Genomic DNA, 17504 nt, shown 5'->3' with positions numbered 1-17504 from the left:
ACGGCTCCCACACTCGCCGGACATGACAGGGCGTGTTGGGGAAGGAGGGAGCCGTCTGGCGCACCGGCCTTGCCGTCGTGGAAGGCCGGTCCTCCTCCAGGGTGCCCGGCCATCTTGCTCCCCGGCTCGGGGCCGGGCACCCGCCTCCTGAAAAGGCATCCGTTTCACGAAAAGACCCAATCACTCCCGCACCCAGGGACGACCATGACCGACGACGAACAACGGTTGATCGACCTGCTCATCAGCACCCACCCCGGCTGGCGGTACGAACACCACACCCTGCCGGGCCTGCCCCCATGGTGGGCCGTCCGGTACGAACCCCTGCGTCCCGACCAACGCAAAGCCGGAGCCCGCGACGGGCTGGGCCGTACGACCCTGCACCGGCTCACCCAGGCGTTGGCTCGGCACGACCAGATCCTGCACATCCTCCGCTACTGAAGGAGAACCCTCATGCCCCCACTCAAGGCCGTAGCTCCGGACGGCACCTTCACCACCGGAACCGGCACCACCGAACGACTCCTCACCCCCGGCGAGGTCGCCCGCATCTTCGGCGTCGACCCCAAAACCGTCAACCGCTGGGCCCTCACCGGCCGCATCCCCTCGGTACGCACCCCCAGCAACCAACGCCGCTACCGCGAAACCGACATCAACACCCTCCTCAACACCTCGCCTTGATCATCACTTTCCGCCCTTTCGAGTGGCGGCAGATCATCCCAGCGCGGGGATGGTCCCCGCCTCTTCGAGCTCGCCGAGGCGTTCGCGGCCGAGCTGGAGTTCTTCGTTGGTTGAGGGCCGAACGCGTGAGCCTACGACTGTTGTTCGGCCCATTCAGCGACATCCACAAAGCGTTCATCGTCTTTCGGCGACGTCTCATCCACTGATCGTTCCTCCTGGCGGTCGGACCCGTGAAGCCTCACAGCCGGGATCTCAGCACGTCGACCTCACAGCCCGGTGCGAACGGGTCGAAGCCGTGCTCGGTCAGCCAGCGGACCCCCAGCAGGCTGCGCACCGACCACCACGCGCGGATCACGTCGAGGTCGACGTCGGTGCCGTAGCCGGCGACGACGTCGCCGAGGTGCTCCTCGTGTCCGAGCGTCAAGGTGGCGAGGTCGAACAGGGCGTCACCCTGACCCGCCTCGGACCAGTCGATGATGCCCGTGATCTCGTCACCGTCGGCGAACACGTGAGCGATCTGCAGGTCGCCGTGCGTGAACACCGGACTCCAGGGCCGGAACGCGGCCTCGGCGACCTGGCGGTTGCGGGTGACCAGGTCGGCGGGCAGGACGCCGTTCGTCACGAGCCACTCGCACTCGCCGTCGAGTTCCGCCGACAGATCGTCGACGCCCCGGCCTGCCCGGCCGAGCCTGGGCGGCGACGGCGCGTCGTGCAACCTCCGAACGGCGGCGCCCGCCGCGGCCCACGCCGCCGGGGACGCGGCCGACGGCTCGCCGAGGCGGCCGAGCGCCGTCCCCGGGACCGCGGCGATCGCGAGCACCGGCGGCCTGTGCCACAGGACCTTCGGGGTCGGGACCGGCGCCAGGGCCATCGCCTCGACCTCGACGTCGATGCGCGCCTGATCGGCGTCCACCTTCAGGAACACGTCGCCGACGCGCAGGGTCGCGCGCTCGGAATGGGCGACGACCACTTCGACCTCATCCATGGACGACCAGTCTCCCGAGGGCGATCGTCGACGTCACCGGGTTTGTCGCGTGCCCGGCCACCAGGCGCCTTCGCGCGGCACCGGCCGCCGCCCAGGTCAGGGCCACCACTTCGGCAGGCCACCTCGGGAAGTCACCGGCACCTGAAGTATCACTTTTGCGCGAAAAATCCCGATGAAGTAGCGTTAACCGCGTGACTGCCGGGTCGGCCTTGGGCCACGCACCAGAGAGCAGCCCGGCTGACGCTTGATCGCCGGGCGGGCCAGGGGCCCGCCGTCTTCTTCTCCATTCCGTACGGCAAGCAGGAACCAACCAATGGAGAAGAATGGATTTCAACAAGCAGGTCATCGACGAGTTCCGTGCCAACAACGGCCAGGTCGGTGGCTATTTCGAGGGAGCGAGACTGCTCCTGCTCACGACCGTCGGCGCCCGTTCGGGCAGACCGCACACGAACCCCCTCGGCTACCTGCCCGACGGCGGCGACCGCATGCTGGTCATCGCCTCCGCCGGAGGGTCCCCCAAACACCCGGCCTGGTACCACAACCTGAAGGCCAACCCACGGGCCACCGTCGAGACCGGGGTCTTCGACTTCGACGTCGTGGCGGAGGTACTGGAAGGCGAGGAGCGTGACGCGGCGTTCGCCCGTGCCGTGGAGGGCGACCCGGGCTGGGCCGAGTACCAGGCCAAGACGACCCGCGTCATCCCGGTCGTCGCGCTTCGCATCGCCGGGCCGCCCCGGAGCAACGCGCCGTCGGGCGGCGCCTACCTCAGGCTGGTGCACGACGGCTTCCGCCGCGAACTGGCGCTGATCCGCAAGGAGCTGTCCGACTCGGGACGGCCCGGCCTCGGTGTGCAGCTCAGGATCAACTGCCTGACCGTCTGCCAGGGCCTGCACCATCACCACATGGGCGAGGACACCATGATGTTCCCCGTCCTCGCCGAGCAGCACCCCTCGCTCGCCCCGGTCCTCGAACGGCTGGCAAAGGAGCACGAGCGCGTCGCCGCACTCGTGGAGGAGCTGAAGCAGGCCCTCTCGGGGGACGATCCGCTGAAGGTGCGGGCCGAGATCGAACGGCTCGTCGACGAGCTCGAAGCGCACCTGACCTACGAGGAGGAGCAACTGATCCCGGTCCTCGACCTCGGCTGAAGGCCCGCCGTACCGACAAGGCCCGCCGTACCGACAAGCCCGCCGTGCCAAGCCGCACCGGTACGGCGCGCCGTACCGGTAAAACGGTTGAGAACGGGAAAACCCGCCCTGTTCCGCCTTTTCGCGCCGCACCGCGAGAGAAGGAGGAACAGGACGGGCGGTTCACGGGCACATGGTTCCCCGCCCACCGGGGAACCGGGCCGGGCATAGCGCCCGGGGCCGGTGACTCACCTCACCGGCCTCCGGGTGGGGATCACGGGCCTTCCGGGTTCACCACGTCGGCGTCGACCCAGAAGGGGGCGACCAGTTCGCGCAGCCGCTCGGCGCCGACCCGCTCGACCAGTTCGATCGCGTTGACGTTGTCGACGAGCTGCTGCATCTTGGTCGCCCCGAACAGCACGGTGCTGACCGAGGGGTGCGTGAGGGTGAACGCCACGCACAGCTGGGCGGGAGTGACCTCCAGCTCGGCCGCGACCGCAGCGAGGCCGTCGGCGGCCTCGATGATGCGCTCGCGGACGCCGCCCGGGTCGCGGCCGATCTCACGTCCGGGCTTCTTGTTGCCCGCGAGGATGCCGCCTTCGAGGATGTCCGACGCCTGCATGGTGATGCCCTCGGCGAACACCTGGGCGAACGGCGCGCCGTCCGGGATCGACCTGCGGCAGGGGCTGTACTTCAGCTGCGCGATCTGCGGACCGGGCGAACCCGCCTGGATGGCGTGGTCGCGGATGGTCCTGACCGCCGTGGCCGACCAGTTGTTCACACCCCAGCAGCCGATGATCCCGTCGACCTCCAGCTCCGCGAGATCGACCGCGAGCTGGTTCAGGTCGAGGTCGTCGCGGCGGATGTCGCCGAGGATCACCAGGTCGGCCCGGTCGGTCCCGACCCTGAACAGGGCCTTCTCCAGCTGCTCACGCAGCGACATCTCCGGGTACGGCTCCAGCCACAGCTTGGCCGACAGCAGGTACTCGTCCCTGGAGATGCCCGCCGCCCTGACGATGGCGGAGAACAGCACGTCGGTGAAGACCGGCGGGTGGCCGGGGAAGCCGTACACGCCGACGTCGAACAGGTTGATGCCCAGGTCCACGGCGTGGCGGACCATGGCCACCGCGTCCTCGAAGGCCATGCGGTCGTAGGTGTGCCAGGACCCCAGCGACAGGACGGAGACGTCGGGACCGTGGGTTCCGACCCTGCGGAGGGGAACCACCTTCTTGGACGTGGACATCGGACTCCTCGAAAAATATGTGGATGGCCGTCAGGCTCTGTTCGGTGGAGCTTCTCGCCTGCCAAGCCCCGGGAAAGGTCTGTGGAAGACCCGCGGAAACGGCCCTCGGGTCCCCGCGGAGCGTCTCCGCGGGGACCTTCGGAGGATCAGGCGAGGGTCCGGAAGCAGGTTCTCAGGGAAGCCACGGGTGGACGACGGCCTTGACCTGCTCAAGGCGCGACATGGACTCAAGCGCTGCCGAGGCCCCGCTGAGTCCGACGGGCTCGCTGAACAGCTCGTCCCAGGGGAACCGCGTCTGGGTCGAGCGCAGGAACTCGATCGAGTTGTAGTAGTCGCCGACGTCGCCGTTGAGCGACCCCAGCACGTTGAGCTCCTTGCCCATGATCGTCCCGAGGGAGATCGGGTCGGGGCGCGGGCCCGTGGTGCCGACGATGACGAACGTGCCGCCCCAGGCGGCGGCGTCGATGGCCTCCGCGCCGACACCGGGCGCTCCGGCGACGTCGATCACCAGGTGCGCGCCCTGGCCGTCGGTCGCCTCCATAATGGCGGCGCGACGGCTGTCGGCGTCACCGTCCAGGCCGATGGTGACGTCGGCGCCGAAGCGCTTGGCCAGTTCGAGCCTGGAGTCGGGGCCGCCGACGGTGATGACCTTGCTCGCACCCGAGGCGCTGGCGACCGCGGTGGCGACGATGCCCAGCGCGCCCGCCCCCTGGACGAGGACGTTCGAGCCGAGCTTGGCGCCCCCGGCGCGGTCGAAGGCGTGCAGGACGGTCTTGACGGCGCAGCCCGCGCTGGCCGCCCAGGTGTCCTTGACGTCCTCGGGAAGGATGTACTTCTGGGCGGTCGGCGTGACGTAGTCGTACTCGGCGAGTCCGGCGGTCGAGTGCGGCCACACGTCGGAGCGCTGCAGGAACCCGTAGCCCCGCTTGGAGCAGGCCACGGGGTTGCGGATCACCGTACAGCCGTAGCAGTAGCCGCAGGTGGACTCCGACCAGCCGATCTTGGCGCCGACCTCGACGGGACGACCGAGGGCGTCGACGGTGCCCGACCCGACGGCCACGACCGTTCCGATCATCTCGTGGCCGAGCACCATCGGGAGCATGCCCGGGAACGACATGCCGCCGCTCCAGATGTGCACGTCCGTCGCGCACAGCGTGGCGCAGTCGACCTTGACGATCGCGCCACCCGGCTCGCACTCGGCGGGGAGCGGCAGCTCCTCGATGACCAGAGGTTCCCCGTGGGCGCGCAGTACGGCGGCCCGCGTGGACGTAGGGACTGTCATGCGATGATCTCCGAATTCGCTATCTGCTGTGGGCTGTGTCCCAGACCTCGTTACGGCTGCGCCACCACAGCAGCACCAGGATCACGAGGAAGGGGACGACGCCCCGGTACTTCTGGATCTCGTCGAGCGACGCGGCGAAACCTTCGAGCAGGCCCATGAGCACACCACCCAGAAGTGTCAGGGGCAGGCTCTTGAAGGAACCGACCATCGCCACGGCCAGGGCCGTGGTGACAAGCCCGCTCAGGGTGGAGAAGTCCCCACCGAGACGCGGCGCGACCAGCAGGATCACCAGCGTGCTGACACCGCCGATGGCGGCCCAGACGGCGATGGCGAGCTTGGGCGCCGGGATGCCCACCACCTGGGCGGTGCCCGGACGCTCCGACAGCGCCTGCAGCCGCAGGCCGACGGAGGTCCGGGACAGCATCAGGCCGACCCCGAAGGTGATGAGCGCCGCGAAGGCGAGCGAGACCAGCACCGACTGGGGTACCACGACGTCGCCCAGGGTGAAGGCGGGTGAGTCGAACACGGTCGGGAACCTCCTGGCCCCCGTCGACGTGCTGCCGAACAGGCGCAGACCGATCGCCCCGATGGCCACGAAGAGAGCCACGGTGACGGCGGCCTTGGTGCGCTCGTCGTGCTCACCGAACCAGCGGACGAGCCCGGAGCCGATCAGGGCCGACAGCAGCGACCCCGCCACGACTCCGACGACCAGCGCGACGGGCCAGGGCAGCCCCAGGTCCATCAGCGACACCATGATGAAGGCACCCATCGTGCCCACACCCGCCATGGCGAAGTTGACCACGGCGACGAGCCGGTAGGTCAGCACGACGCACAGGCCGAGCAGGGCGTAGACGCCACCGCTGGTCAGGCCCGCGACCAAGGAATTCAACATCGGACACCCACCTCCTGGGGCTCCTGAAAGACCTGAAAGATCAGTTCTTGCCGGGGACGATGAAGCCCTCGGGAAGGACCTTCCACTTGCCGGCCTCGACCTTCACGAAGCGGCTGCCCTCGATCGGGCTGTGGGCCTCACCGGGACCGAAGATCCACGGGGTACCGACCATCGGGTAGTCGATCGGCTTCATGTTCTTGAAGGCCTCGGTGACCGACTCGCGGGTGATGTCGCCCTTGACGGTCTTCAGGACCTGGACGAACAGGTCGGCGGCCATGACGGCGCCCTGGCTGAAGGCGGTCTTCTGGATCTTGTTCTCGTCGATGACCTTCGCCCAGCGCTCGTTGCCGGGGAGGGTCTCGTCGGTGTACGGCTGCCACTCGGTGCCGGCGTAGACGTTGAGGCCGTCCGGGATCGCCTGGGCGTTGGCGTCGGTGTAGCTGTTGGCGGCCACGATGAAGTCGACGTCCTGCATGCCCTGGGTCTTGGCCTGGGCGAACCACGGGCCGACGGTGGCGTTGTACAGGATCGCCTGGCAGCCGGCGGCCTTGGCCTTGACGAGGTACGGCGTCGGGTCGCCCTGGCCGACCGAGGTGTCCTTGACGGCCAGCTGCTTGCCGGTGAGGTCCGTCCACTCCTTGATGGCGGCGTCGATGCCACCGCCGCTGCCCGGCAGCACGGTGTAGTACATGCACACCTTGTCGCGCTTGAGCGTCTCGGAGGCGTAGTAGAGCATCGCCGTGATCAGCTTGAACGGACCCGGGTTGACCGGGGCGATGTTCGGGCTGGTGAAGCAGGCGGGGTCGACGCCGACGGCCGGCATGGAGATGATCCCGGCGTTGGTGTAGGTGGCGCGGTTCAGGCCACAGTCGACCGCGCTGGAGGAACCGACGAGGGCCACGACGTTCTCCGACTCCAGCAGCTCAAGGGCCGCCTCGGTGGAACGCTGCGGGTTCATCGCGTCGTCCTTGCTGACGAGCTCGATCTGACGGCCGTTGATGCCGCCCTGCTTGTTGACCTCGTCGAAGACGGCCTTGACGGCCTGGGGAACCTCGGGCGTCTGGAACAGACCGGTGACACCGTTGATCGAGCCGACCTTGATCGGGCCGCCGGTGCCGGAGTCGCTGCTCGAACAGGCCGCGCTGGCCATGGCCAGGGCGGCGACCACCGCGACGCTGGTGAGGGAACGCTTCATCACTGCACTACTTCCTTGGGGCTGGGGGAAGAGGGGGGGTGGGGGTAGGGGTCGGGTTCGGGAGGGTTATACGAGGGGCACGTCGGCAGTACCGAGGTAGGCGGCCATGACCGCCGGGTCGTCGAGCACTTCCTGCGTGGTTCCGGACGCGATGACGTGTCCGAAGTCGAGAACGGTCACCTGCGCGCACGCCGCGCGGACCAGCTCCATGTCGTGTTCGACGAGGAGGATGGAGACACCGAAGCGGGAGGGCACCTCGGCGAGCCTCTGGCCCAGCTTGAGCGACTCGGCGGCCGACTGACCGGCGGCGGGCTCGTCGAGCAGCGCGACCTTGGGCTTGGCCGCGATGGCGGCGGCCACGTCGAGCAGACGGCGGCTGCCGACGTCCACGATGGACACCGGGACCTCTCCGGGCGGGCAGCCGAAGAAGTCGAGCAGCTCGTCGGCCTCCTGCTTGGACAGCTTCCTGTTGGCGCCGATCGAGAGGTACTCGTACTGGGTCAGCTCGGGCGCGATCACCGTCGTCTGGAACGTACGGCGCAGGCCGTTGCTCGCGCGGGCGCTCGGGCTGAGCTTGTCCAGGGACCTGCCCTCAAGCTCGACCGTGCCCTCGTAGGCGTGGAGGAACCCGCTGACCGCGGCGATGAAGGTGGACTTGCCCGCGCCGTTGGGGCCGATCAGTCCGACGACGCCACCGCTGGGGACGGTGAGGTCGATGCTGTCGAGCGCGAGGACCTCGCCGTACCTGACGGTCAGGCCGCGCACGTCGAGGGCCGGCTGGTCGCCCGCGGGGGCGGGCGGCGGGACCAGGGAGGTCGACTCGGTGGCCGGGACGGCCGCCTTGGGCTCCTCCTTGGGCTTGTCCGGGAGGCTCTCCAGCAGCTTGCGCGCGGCGGCCTCCCGCTTGCGGGCCCGGGTGAAGTCGGTCTGGCTGACGCCGCTGCGCAGGGCGAAGATCGCCGAGAGGCCGAAGAGGATGCCGCCCAGGTCCTGGGGCAGCCTGAGCTTCTCCAGGATCGTCGCCATCACCGCGCCGAAGATGCCGCCCATGAGGGCGCCCTCGGGGTTGTGCGGGCCGATGAGGATCGCCACCGCGAAGAGCGCGAGCGACTGTCCCATGGCGAAGTTGCTGGAGACGACCAGACCGAGCTGACCGGCCATCAGGCCACCGCCGATGCCGGCGATGAAGGCGCTGAGCGCGAACGCGGCGAGCTTGCTGCGTGCGACCGAGATGCCGTGCGCGGCCGCGGCCCGCTCCGAGTAGCGGATCTCCAGCCAGGACATGCCGAGCCTGGTCCGGTTGAACAGCGCCAGCCCGATGCTGAGCACCATGAAGACGATCACGGCCAGGACGAAGTAGCCGCCGTTGGTGTGGAACAGGCCGGGGCGCTGCAGCGTCTTCAGTTCGGTGGTGCCGGGGAACTGGTTGGCGTTGAGCACGATGTCCGCGGCGACGGCGAAGCCGAAGGTGACGACCGCGAGGTTGACGCCACGGATGCGCAGGGCGGGCAGGCCGATGGCGACGCCGACGGGAACGGCCGCCAGACCGCCGATGACCAGCCAGACGATGAAGCCGCCGGGGGCGTCGGCCAGGTTCAGGCGGAGCACGACCCAGGCGCCGATGGCCGCGAAGGACATCTGACACAGGGACATGACGCCGGCCCTGCCGACGATCACACCGTAGCTCTGCATGATCACCGAGCTGACGACCGCGGTGATCGCGAGATACACCCAGTACGGCGGCAGCACGTTGGGCACGATCACGCAGGCCGCCACGGCGACGGCCAGGGCGATCCCCCACGAACGCTTGTCGATCATGTTCACGGGTTCTCGCCCCCAGCTTCGACGACGGCGTCCGTGGGCATGGCGCCGAAATAGAACTCATGCAGGCGCTCGGAGTCGCCCCTGATCTCGTCACACGGGCCGTCGAAGACGACGCGGCCCTTGCGGAGGACGTAGGCGTTGGCCCCGATCTCCAGGGCCAGGTTCGCGAACTGCTCGATGAGCAGGACCGCGATGCCCAGGCCGACCAGGTCCTTGACGGCGTGCATGAGGCGACGGACGACCACGGGCGCGAGGCCGAGGGACATCTCGTCAATGAGTATGATCTTGGGGTCGGAGATCAGCGCGCGTCCCAGGACGAGCATCTGCTGTTCACCGCCGGACAGGTGACCGGCCTGGAGCGTACGGCGCTTCTGCAACTCGGGGAAGAGCTCGTAGACCTTCTCGGCGTCGCCCTTGCCGGAACGGGAGACGAGCAGGTTCTGCTCGACGGTCAGCGTCCTGAAGACCGTACGGGCCTGCTCGACGTAACCCAGACCGGCCTGGGAGCGCTTGTAGATGGGAAGCTTCTCGATCGGCGCGCCGTCGAGCTGGATCGTTCCTGAGGTCACGGGGGCCAGCCCCGCGATTCCGTCCATCAGCGTCGTCTTTCCGGCGCCGTTGGCGCCCAGGACGACCGTGACGGTTCCGGGTGCGACGGTCAGGGAGACGTCGTGGACGATCGGGGTGTCACCCCGGTTGATGCTGACGTCCTTAAGGGAGAGGACTTCGCCGCTCATTGGGCGCCTTTCACATAGGCGGATCGCAGTGCCTCGACGACGTGGGCAGTGACACCGCTGACCTCGGCCAGCTCAAGCGTGAGCAGTCCGAAGAAGCCGTGGATCATGCCGTCGAACACGGCCAGCTCAACCTGGTTGCCCGCGGCCTTGAGCGCTTCGGCGTACTCGACGCCCTCGTCGCGGAGGACGTCGTACTCGGCCTCGACGACCAGCGCGGGCGCCAGGCCCGACAGGTCCTTCGAGCGGAGCGGCAGGAGATAGGGGTCGTCGAGATCACTGGCGTTACGGGGGTACTGGGTGAAGAACCAGTCCATGCCTTCCTTCGAGAGGAAGTAGCCCTCGGAGCAGTCCCGGTAGGAGGCGCGCCCGTCGTCGGGGTGGCCCAGAATCGGCGAGACGAGCACCTGCAGGGACAGCCGGGGACCGTTCAGGTCGCGGGCCTTGAGCGCGACGACGGCGGCGAGGTTCCCGCCCGCGCTCTCACCGGCGACGGCGAGGCGCGAGGCGTCGACCGAGAGCGCCTCGGCGTTCTCGTGGACCCACAGGAGCGCGGCGTAGGAGTCGTCCGCCGCGGCCGGGAAGGGGTTCTCCGGTGCGAGCCGGTAGTCGACGGAGACGACGACGGCGCCCGCCCCTGCGCAGACCGCCCGGCAGGCGACCTCGTTCTCGTCGAGAGAGCCAATGGTCCACCCGCCGCCGTGGAACCAGACCAGCGCCGGGAACGGCCCGTCGCCCTCGGGGGTGTATACACGAACCGGTACCTCACCCGCGGGACCGGGGAACACGGTATCGACCACACCACCGACCGGCTGAAGGTCGTCCGGCATGGACCAGGCAAGACGGAATCCCTCGCGCATCGCCGCCGCGTCAAGCTGGGGGGCCTCGCCCTGGTCCTGAACGCCGGTGCGGTCGATTATTCGCTGCGCCTCGGGATGCAGGGGCATGGGGTTACCTCCGGGGGCGGCCCGAGTGCCTTCCCAAAGGTTCAGGCACTCGCAAATCGTATCCGATTCCATGTACGTTATGCGGGTCCAAATGACGTGTCTAGTGTGATGGTGAAATGTTGCCTAACGATTCGAGGTACGACGCCGCCTCGGCGGATGTGGTCATGACCGGCGGTAAGGTGCACACCGTCGACGCCGCCGACACTGTCGCGGAGTCGATCGCGATCACCGGCGGCCGCGTCACCCGGGTGGGAACAGAAGATGAAATTTCATCTCTGATCGGTCCCGACACCCGCGTCATCCCATTGCGGGGAAGATCGGTCCTTCCGGGGATCAACGACTCCCACCTCCACGGCGTCTGGCTCGGCCAGATGTGGCCCGCCCTCCTCATGGACCAGATGGCGGCCGGGCACCACGGAGGCGAGCCGCCGACACGGCTGGAGACCTCACAGGACCGGCGTGGCGCGATCCTGCGCACCGCCGAACTGCTCGCGTCACTCGGGGTCACGAGCTACACCGAACCGGGCCTCGGCCCAGGGGAGGACAACGGGGCGAGCGGCTGCTTCGGCTCCGCGGCCCTGCGCGACTACGCCGACCTCGCGGCGGAGGGCAGGCTCACCTCCCGGGTGACCGCCCTCATGCTGTTCGGCGAGCTGGACGGCGCGAGCTCGCTGTCCGGGGTGCTCGACGGGCTGCGTGACTTCACGCCCCCCGCCGACGTGCCCGGCTGGTTCCGCGTCGCGGGTGTGAAGATCTTCGGTGACGGCATCCCGCCGATGCGCAACGCCTGGATGGACGAGCCCTACCTCGACGGCACGTACGGCGGGCTGCTGGTCGAGGGGGCCTCCGAGGCCGAGCGTGAGGCCGTGCTCATCGCGATGATCGACGCGGCGCACGCGGCGGGACACCAGGTCGCCGTGCACGCGACCGGAAGCAGGACCACCAGGACGGTGACGGACGCCTTCGCCGCGGCGGCCTCCAGGGACGGCCGCGACGCGAGGCACTACATCATCCATGGCGACGTGATCTCCTCCAGGACCCTGGCCACGATGGCGGCCGCAGGCATCGGACTGAACACCCAGGTGGGAATACCCGTGGCGACTGAGCATATGGTGCTCGGAGCCCTGGGCGAGGACATCCTCCCCCAGACGTGGCCGACCCGTGACGCACTGGACATCGGGGTGAAGCTCTGCCTCAGTTCCGACGCCCCGGTCCTCACCCCCGACTGGCGGGTCGGGATCGCCGCCGCGGTCACCCGGCGTGGTCTCGACGGCGCCGTGCGTGGCGCCGCCCAGCGGCTCGCGGTCGCCGAGGCCCTGCGGGCCTACACCATCACCCCCGCCTGGCAGGACGGGGCGGAGTCGTGGAAGGGTTCGCTGGAGGCCGGCAAGGTCGCCGACCTGTGCGTGCTGGACGGCGACCTGCTTGAGGTCGAGCCCGAGGCCCTGCCCCAGGTCCCGGTGAGCCTGACCATGGTGGACGGCCGCGTCGTCCACGAGAGCTGATCCGGAGGACACCACGTCCAGTCGCACCGAGAAGCCACGAGGGACCGGCCCGCGAACACGCGAGCCGGTCCCTCGTCACGTCACCCTGCCGTATGGTCCCGTCCGAAACCCGGTTACGGACCCGGCCTCGTTTTCCGGCCCGGCTACGGGCCTGGTTCCGGACGCTGCCCCGCCGTACGGCACGGGCACGAGCCGAACGCGTCCCGGAGCCGCCGGGAAAGGGCGGCCGGGACGCCGAACGGAGTCGTCAGGCCTTGTTCGGGGCGTCGGTGCCCCAGGAGGCGTCGGGGGCGACCACGCCCTTGTCGATCCACAGCGCCCCGACCGCGGAACGCAGCTCGTCGCCGTGCCGTTCGAGCAGTTCGAGAGCGCCCAGGTTCTCGTCGAGCTGCGCCCTGCTGCTGGCGCCGAAGAGCACGTTCGCCGCGGCCGGGTGGGTCAGGGTGAAGGCGATGGCCAGCTGGGCCGGGGTCGCGCCGAAGCCCTCGGCGATCCGCTTGACCTCGGGGTAGGAGTCACGGATCCGGTCGCGGATGCCGCCCGGGTCCGCGCCGATCTTGCGCTGCGGGTTCAGCTTGCCCGCCAGGATGCCGCCCTCGAAGACGTCCGAGGCCTGCAGCCCCATACCGCCCTCGGTGAACAGCCTGCCGTACGGCGTGCCGTCCGGCACCGAACGGCGGGCGAGGCTGTACTTGAGCTGCGCGAACGACGGCGGCTCCATGCCCTCGGCGATGGCGAAGTCACGCGCGAACCACAGGTCGTCGGCCGACCAGTTGTTCACGCCCCAGGTCTGGAAACGCCCGGCCCGCACCAGCTCGGCCACGTCGGTGACCACGGCGCGGATGTCCAGGTCGCCGAAGAAGTCGCCGACCACGACGGAGTCGGCCCTGTCGGTCCCGATCCTGGACAGCGAGGTGTCGATCTGCTCGGCGAAGGAGGACTTGGGGTACTCCCACAGCCAGAGCTTGCCGCACAGGAGGTAGTCGTCCCTGGCCACCCCGGCCTCGACGACGGCCTCACCGAAGATGATGTCGGTGACCGCGTTCTCGGCGTGCGGACCGAAGTTGTAGTGGGCGACGTCGAAGAGGTTCACGCCACGGTCGACGGCGTAACGGATCAGGGCGACGGCGTCGTCCCGCTCCATCCTGTCCCAGGTGTTCCAGGAGCCGAGACCGAAGACCGGAACCAGGGGGCCACGCTCACCGAGCCGACGCCGGGGGACCTGACCTGAGTACTCCACAGAGAACCTCCGATGCCGATGTGCGACCCCTGGTCGCTGCCTGGTGAATCGTATAGTATTCCCAATATTGTTTGGAATCAAAGGAGCGCATCGCATGTCGTCTCTCCCCGACAGCACCTCGTCCGCGAGCCCCTCGAAGATCGTGGACGTGGCCATCGGCTACATGGCCGCCAAGCAGCTCTTCGCCGCCAGTGAGGCCGGAGTGTTCGCGGCGCTGGCCGACGGTCCCGCGACCGCCGCCGAAATCGCCGAGCGCGCCGGGATCCCCGCGAACGTCGCCAGGATTCTCGCCGACGCGATGTCGAGCCTCGACCTCCTCACCCGCACCGACGGGGTGTACGCCAACACCCCCGCCACCGCGCGGTACCTCGCGGGCTCCGCCGGCGACCTCGACCTGCGTAAGTTCCTCGCCTTCCTCGACGCCGTCAGCTACGGCCACTGGCTCGGCTTCATCAACACCGTCCGCACCGGCAAGCCCGGCGACCTGGACATGTCCGGCGACCGCATGGACATCTTCATGGGCGGCGTCATGACCTACAACGCGCTGCACGCCAAGATGCTCGCCGACAACTTCGACTTCTCCCCCTACACCAAGGTCCTCGACTACGGCGGCCTGTCCGTCTCCTTCCTCGTCGAGGCCCTGACCGCCAACTCCGCGCTCAACGGCACCTTCTTCTCCGGCGGCCCGCTCGTCGAGGCCGCCAGGGGCGTGCTGGCCGAGGCCGGCCTGAACGAGCGCGTCGAGATCGTCGAGGGCGACCCGCTGCAGGGCGACATCCCCACCGGCTTCGACCTGGTCTTCCTTGAGCACGTCGCGCACCGCTACGACGACGAGCAGAACAGGACCATCGTCAAGCGCGCCCGCGAGGCGGCCGTCCCCGGCGCCAAGCTCCTGCTGCTCGACTTCTTCCTCGACAACGACGACAAGCAGCGCAGCATCGACGCCCTGCACGCCGGTGAGTACCTCACCATCGACGGCACCATCGTCTACCCCGAGGACCAGGTCCACGGCTGGCTGACCGAGGCCGGCTGGACCCCCGTCGAGACCCTCGCGCTGCCCGGCAGCCCCCGCGTGATCGTCGCGGAAGCCCGGTGAGCGGCGCCGAAGGACGCGTCGTCCTCGTCACGGGCGCCGCGAGCGGCATCGGCAGGGCCGTCGCGGAGGCGTTCGCCGCCGCCGGTGACCGTGTCGTCGTCGCCGACGTCAATCGCGCGGGCGCCGACGAGGTCGCCGCCGAGATCGGCGGCCACGCCGTCACCCTCGACGTCACCGACCCCGAGAGCGTCAACGCGGCCGTCGAGGAGGTCGCCGAGAAGCTCGGCACCGTCGACGTCCTCGTCAACAACGCCGGCCTCGTCGCCGGTGGCGGCCTCCTCGTCGACCTCCCCTTCGAGGTCTTCGACACGGTCGTCTCGGTCAACTTCCGCGGCACCTTCACCGTCACCAAGACGGTCGCCGCGCAGATGATCAAGGCGGGCAAGGGCGGCTGCATCGTCAACATCAGCTCCATCGGCGCCCGCCAGCCGACCCCCGGCATGGGTCACTACGAGGCCACCAAGGCCGCCGTGGACGCGCTGACCCGCACCGGCGCCGTCGAGCTGGCCGGTCACGGCATCCGCGTCAACGGCGTGGCCCCCGGTCCCGTGCACACCCCGATGACCGCCGGTCTGATGGAGAACGCCGAGGCTCGGGAGGCCTGGGAGTCGCGCATCCCGCTCCGCAAGATCGCGACCACCGAGGACATCACACCGCTGGTGCTGTTCCTGGCCTCCGCGAACGCCGGTCACATCACCGGCACCGTGGTCCAGGTGGACGGCGGCCAGCTCCTGGTGTGACCCCAGAACAACACAGCCCGGCGCACCGTGGGGGGGCGCCGGGCTGTGTTTATTGTGGCGCCGAAGGCGCCGCGGGCTTGGGCGCCCTGAGTCGGCGCTTTCCCTCGTCACTCCGTCGCTTCGCTCCTGCGTTCCTCAGTCCAAGCACCGACGCGCCCAAGCCGGACACTCCTCACGCACGGCGCCGGTACCCCGAACTCTTCACGCTTGGGGTTGGTGCGTATGGACCGAAACTTCTTGCGCGTGGGGGTTGGTAAGGCGCGGGCCGAAACTTTTCGTGTACGGCGTCGGCGCCTGAACTGAGGTCTCTCGTCCGTGGCACCGGGTGTGTCCGGATCGGAATCCCTGCTGATCGGCGTGTCGTCGGGTGTGCGCGGTCGCGTGGTGGGGTTCGGCGGGGGGCGGAGGGAGAGGGCTTCTCACCCGGCCGGATGTGGACAGGCCGGGTGGCGGGATCCAAGTCCGAGGGTTATCCCTTGGTGGCTGACCAGGCGGCTTCGATCATTTGGAAGATCTCGTCCACGGCGGCTTCCGGGTCGGGGGCCTCGCGGGCCAGCGCGTAGGCGTCGACCACGAACCTCGCGATCGTCCGGCAGGCCGTCGTGGTCCGCGCCAGGTCGGGATCGGCGGCGATGGCCGTCGCCAGGGACTCCGCGTGGCGCAGCCTCATCGACTCCTCGTACTCCCGCAGGGCGGGTGTCTTGTCGATCATGTTCCAGATCGGGGTGCCGCTGTTCGACGCGCAGTGGCGCACCATGGCCCGGATCTCGCGACGCAGCGCGGGGATGAGCGGCTCCTGCGGCGCCCGGTCGGTGACCGCCTGCCTGAGGCGTCGCTCGAAGTCCTCGTCCTGCCCGAACACCAGGGCCTCTTTCGAGGCGAAGTGCGAGAAGACCGTGGTGACGGCCACGTCGGCCTCGGCCGCCACGTCCCGGATGCCCACCGCGTCGTATCCACGCTCCAGGAAGAGACGCAGGGCGGTTTCGGCGATCTTCTGGCGGGTCGCGGCCTTCTTGCGCTCGCGGCGCCCGGACGGCACGGTCATGCCGCGATGCTATCAGATACGAAATAACAACGGTTTCAAAACACTAACCGTTAGTGCTACGGTCGGCGGCATGAGGAAAGTGAGCTTCGCCGTGTTCGGCGGCCCGGACGTCCTGCGACTCGTGGACGCCGAGGAGCCCCACGCGGGACTTGGGAAGATACGCGTCGCCGTACGGGCGGCGGGGGTGAACCCCGTCGACTGGCGGATTCGCGAAGGTCAGTTCCAGAAGGCCCGTCCGATCGAGTTGCCCGCCGGGGTCGGGCTGGACGCCTCCGGGGTGGTGGACGAGGTCGGCGCGGGCGTCGAAGGGGTCAAGGTCGGTGACCACGTGTTCGGTGAGGGTTCGAGCACTTACGCCGAGTTCGCCGTGCTGTCGGCCTGGGCCCCGATGCCCGAGGGACTGACGTTCGAGGAGGCGGCCGGATACCCCTCCGTGGTGGAGACCGCGCTGCGCGTCATCGACCAGGTCGGTGTACGGCCCGGGCAGACGCTGCTGGTCAGCGGCGCCTCCGGCGGAGTCGGATCGGCGGTGCTGCAGATCGCCCGTGACCGTGGCATCACGGTGATCGGCACAGCCGGGGCCGCGAACCAGGACTACCTACGCGGCCTGGGCGCCGTCCCCACGACGTACGGCGAGGGCTGGGTCGAGCGGGTGCGACGGCTCGGTCGTGTCGACGCGGCTCTCGACCTGGCCGGCTCCGGCGTGATCCGCGACCTCGTCGAACTGACCGGGGATCCGCAGAAGGTGATCTCCATCGCCGATCTCGGCGCGCCGGAGTTCGGCGTCCGGTTCTCCGGCGTGGCCGGAAGCGTGCCGGACGCGCTCGCCGAGGCCGCCGACCTCATCTCCCGGGGGAAACTCCACATCCCCGTCGAGAAGTCGTACACCCTCGCCGAAGCGGCGGCGGCACACACCGACAGCCAGGCCGGTCACACCCGCGGACGCCGGGTCATCGTCGTCTGAACCCTCTCCTTCG

General features: G+C 69.2%; 17 protein-coding genes. 7 read left to right on the top strand and 10 right to left on the bottom strand.

Translation table 11 applies throughout. From position 1 onward, the window contains the following. Positions 1 to 204 precede the first annotated feature (204 nt). Together ACIBVQ_RS29325 and ACIBVQ_RS29320 are read left to right on the top strand one after the other, a co-directional pair. Positions 205 to 438: a hypothetical protein gene (locus ACIBVQ_RS29325; protein WP_399181372.1), complete on the top strand. Its 234-nt coding sequence runs from the start codon at positions 205 to 207 to the stop codon at positions 436 to 438. 12 nt (positions 439 to 450) lie between these two features. Further along, complete coding sequence (locus ACIBVQ_RS29320) at positions 451 to 675, top strand: BldC family transcriptional regulator (protein ID WP_352014031.1); 225 nt, start codon at positions 451 to 453, stop codon at positions 673 to 675. A gap of 238 nt (positions 676 to 913) precedes the next feature. Here ACIBVQ_RS29320 and ACIBVQ_RS29315 read toward each other — a convergent pair whose 3' ends face one another. Next, the gene (locus ACIBVQ_RS29315) at positions 914 to 1660 is read right to left on the bottom strand and encodes an aminoglycoside phosphotransferase family protein (protein ID WP_399181370.1); all 747 of its coding nucleotides are present in this window, start codon (positions 1658 to 1660) and stop codon (positions 914 to 916) included. Between the two features lie 323 nt (positions 1661 to 1983). Here ACIBVQ_RS29315 and ACIBVQ_RS29310 point away from each other — a divergent pair, with 323 nt between their 5' ends. Beyond that, positions 1984 to 2805, top strand: coding sequence for a nitroreductase/quinone reductase family protein (locus ACIBVQ_RS29310; protein ID WP_399181368.1), 822 nt, complete (start codon positions 1984 to 1986; stop codon positions 2803 to 2805). Between the two features lie 253 nt (positions 2806 to 3058). Here ACIBVQ_RS29310 and ACIBVQ_RS29305 read toward each other — a convergent pair whose 3' ends face one another. From ACIBVQ_RS29305 to ACIBVQ_RS29275, 7 genes are all read right to left on the bottom strand, one after another. Then, the gene (locus ACIBVQ_RS29305; protein WP_399181366.1) at positions 3059 to 4027 is read right to left on the bottom strand and encodes an aldo/keto reductase; all 969 of its coding nucleotides are present in this window, start codon (positions 4025 to 4027) and stop codon (positions 3059 to 3061) included. Positions 4028 to 4199: 172 nt separating this feature from the next. Further along, positions 4200 to 5309 (bottom strand): zinc-binding dehydrogenase, encoded by a 1110-nt coding sequence (locus ACIBVQ_RS29300; protein ID WP_352014035.1) that lies wholly within the window; start codon positions 5307 to 5309, stop codon positions 4200 to 4202. A 19-nt stretch (positions 5310 to 5328) separates the two neighbouring features. Further along, a complete protein-coding gene (locus ACIBVQ_RS29295; protein ID WP_352014036.1) occupies positions 5329 to 6201 on the bottom strand; it encodes a branched-chain amino acid ABC transporter permease in 873 nt (290 codons plus the stop codon). Between the two features lie 40 nt (positions 6202 to 6241). Beyond that, positions 6242 to 7396, bottom strand: a complete 1155-nt coding sequence (locus ACIBVQ_RS29290) for an ABC transporter substrate-binding protein (RefSeq protein WP_362911225.1) — start codon at positions 7394 to 7396, stop codon at positions 6242 to 6244. Positions 7397 to 7462: 66 nt separating this feature from the next. Beyond that, a complete protein-coding gene (locus ACIBVQ_RS29285; protein WP_362911224.1) occupies positions 7463 to 9214 on the bottom strand; it encodes an ATP-binding cassette domain-containing protein in 1752 nt (583 codons plus the stop codon). Positions 9215 to 9216: 2 nt separating this feature from the next. After that, complete coding sequence (locus ACIBVQ_RS29280; RefSeq protein ID WP_352014039.1) at positions 9217 to 9957, bottom strand: ABC transporter ATP-binding protein; 741 nt, start codon at positions 9955 to 9957, stop codon at positions 9217 to 9219. After that, positions 9954 to 10901 carry an alpha/beta hydrolase gene (locus tag ACIBVQ_RS29275; RefSeq protein ID WP_362784418.1) on the bottom strand — a complete coding sequence of 316 codons (948 nt, stop codon included), beginning with the start codon at positions 10899 to 10901 and terminating at the stop codon, positions 9954 to 9956. The genes ACIBVQ_RS29280 and ACIBVQ_RS29275 overlap by 4 nt, the downstream gene beginning before the upstream one ends. Positions 10902 to 11065: 164 nt before the next feature. Between ACIBVQ_RS29275 and ACIBVQ_RS29270 the strand changes: the two genes are divergently transcribed. Beyond that, positions 11066 to 12406 carry an amidohydrolase family protein gene (locus ACIBVQ_RS29270; RefSeq protein ID WP_352014041.1) on the top strand — a complete coding sequence of 447 codons (1341 nt, stop codon included), beginning with the start codon at positions 11066 to 11068 and terminating at the stop codon, positions 12404 to 12406. 247 nt (positions 12407 to 12653) lie between these two features. Here the strand turns inward: ACIBVQ_RS29270 and ACIBVQ_RS29265 are convergent, their stop codons facing one another. Next, positions 12654 to 13646 (bottom strand): aldo/keto reductase, encoded by a 993-nt coding sequence (locus ACIBVQ_RS29265; protein ID WP_352014042.1) that lies wholly within the window; start codon positions 13644 to 13646, stop codon positions 12654 to 12656. A gap of 94 nt (positions 13647 to 13740) precedes the next feature. Between ACIBVQ_RS29265 and ACIBVQ_RS29260 the strand changes: the two genes are divergently transcribed. Next, positions 13741 to 14742, top strand: a complete 1002-nt coding sequence (locus ACIBVQ_RS29260; RefSeq protein WP_352014043.1) for a methyltransferase dimerization domain-containing protein — start codon at positions 13741 to 13743, stop codon at positions 14740 to 14742. Further along, complete coding sequence (locus ACIBVQ_RS29255; protein ID WP_352014044.1) at positions 14739 to 15482, top strand: SDR family NAD(P)-dependent oxidoreductase; 744 nt, start codon at positions 14739 to 14741, stop codon at positions 15480 to 15482. Before ACIBVQ_RS29260 ends, ACIBVQ_RS29255 begins: the two co-directional genes overlap by 4 nt. A gap of 469 nt (positions 15483 to 15951) precedes the next feature. On the opposite strand, the gene ACIBVQ_RS29250 is transcribed toward ACIBVQ_RS29255, so the two are convergent. Continuing rightward, positions 15952 to 16527: a TetR/AcrR family transcriptional regulator gene (locus ACIBVQ_RS29250; RefSeq protein ID WP_399181361.1), complete on the bottom strand. Its 576-nt coding sequence runs from the start codon at positions 16525 to 16527 to the stop codon at positions 15952 to 15954. 70 nt (positions 16528 to 16597) lie between these two features. On the opposite strand from ACIBVQ_RS29250, the gene ACIBVQ_RS29245 reads away from it, so the two are divergent. Beyond that, positions 16598 to 17491, top strand: coding sequence for an NADP-dependent oxidoreductase (locus tag ACIBVQ_RS29245; protein WP_399181359.1), 894 nt, complete (start codon positions 16598 to 16600; stop codon positions 17489 to 17491). The last annotated feature ends 13 nt before the right edge of the window (positions 17492 to 17504 follow it).

Source organism: Streptosporangium sp. NPDC049376, from assembly GCF_044466505.1.
Taxonomy (GTDB): Bacteria; Actinomycetota; Actinomycetes; order Streptosporangiales; family Streptosporangiaceae; genus Streptosporangium.
Note: the sequence above shows the minus strand (reverse complement) of the source record. Positions and strands in the feature narration are given on the sequence as shown.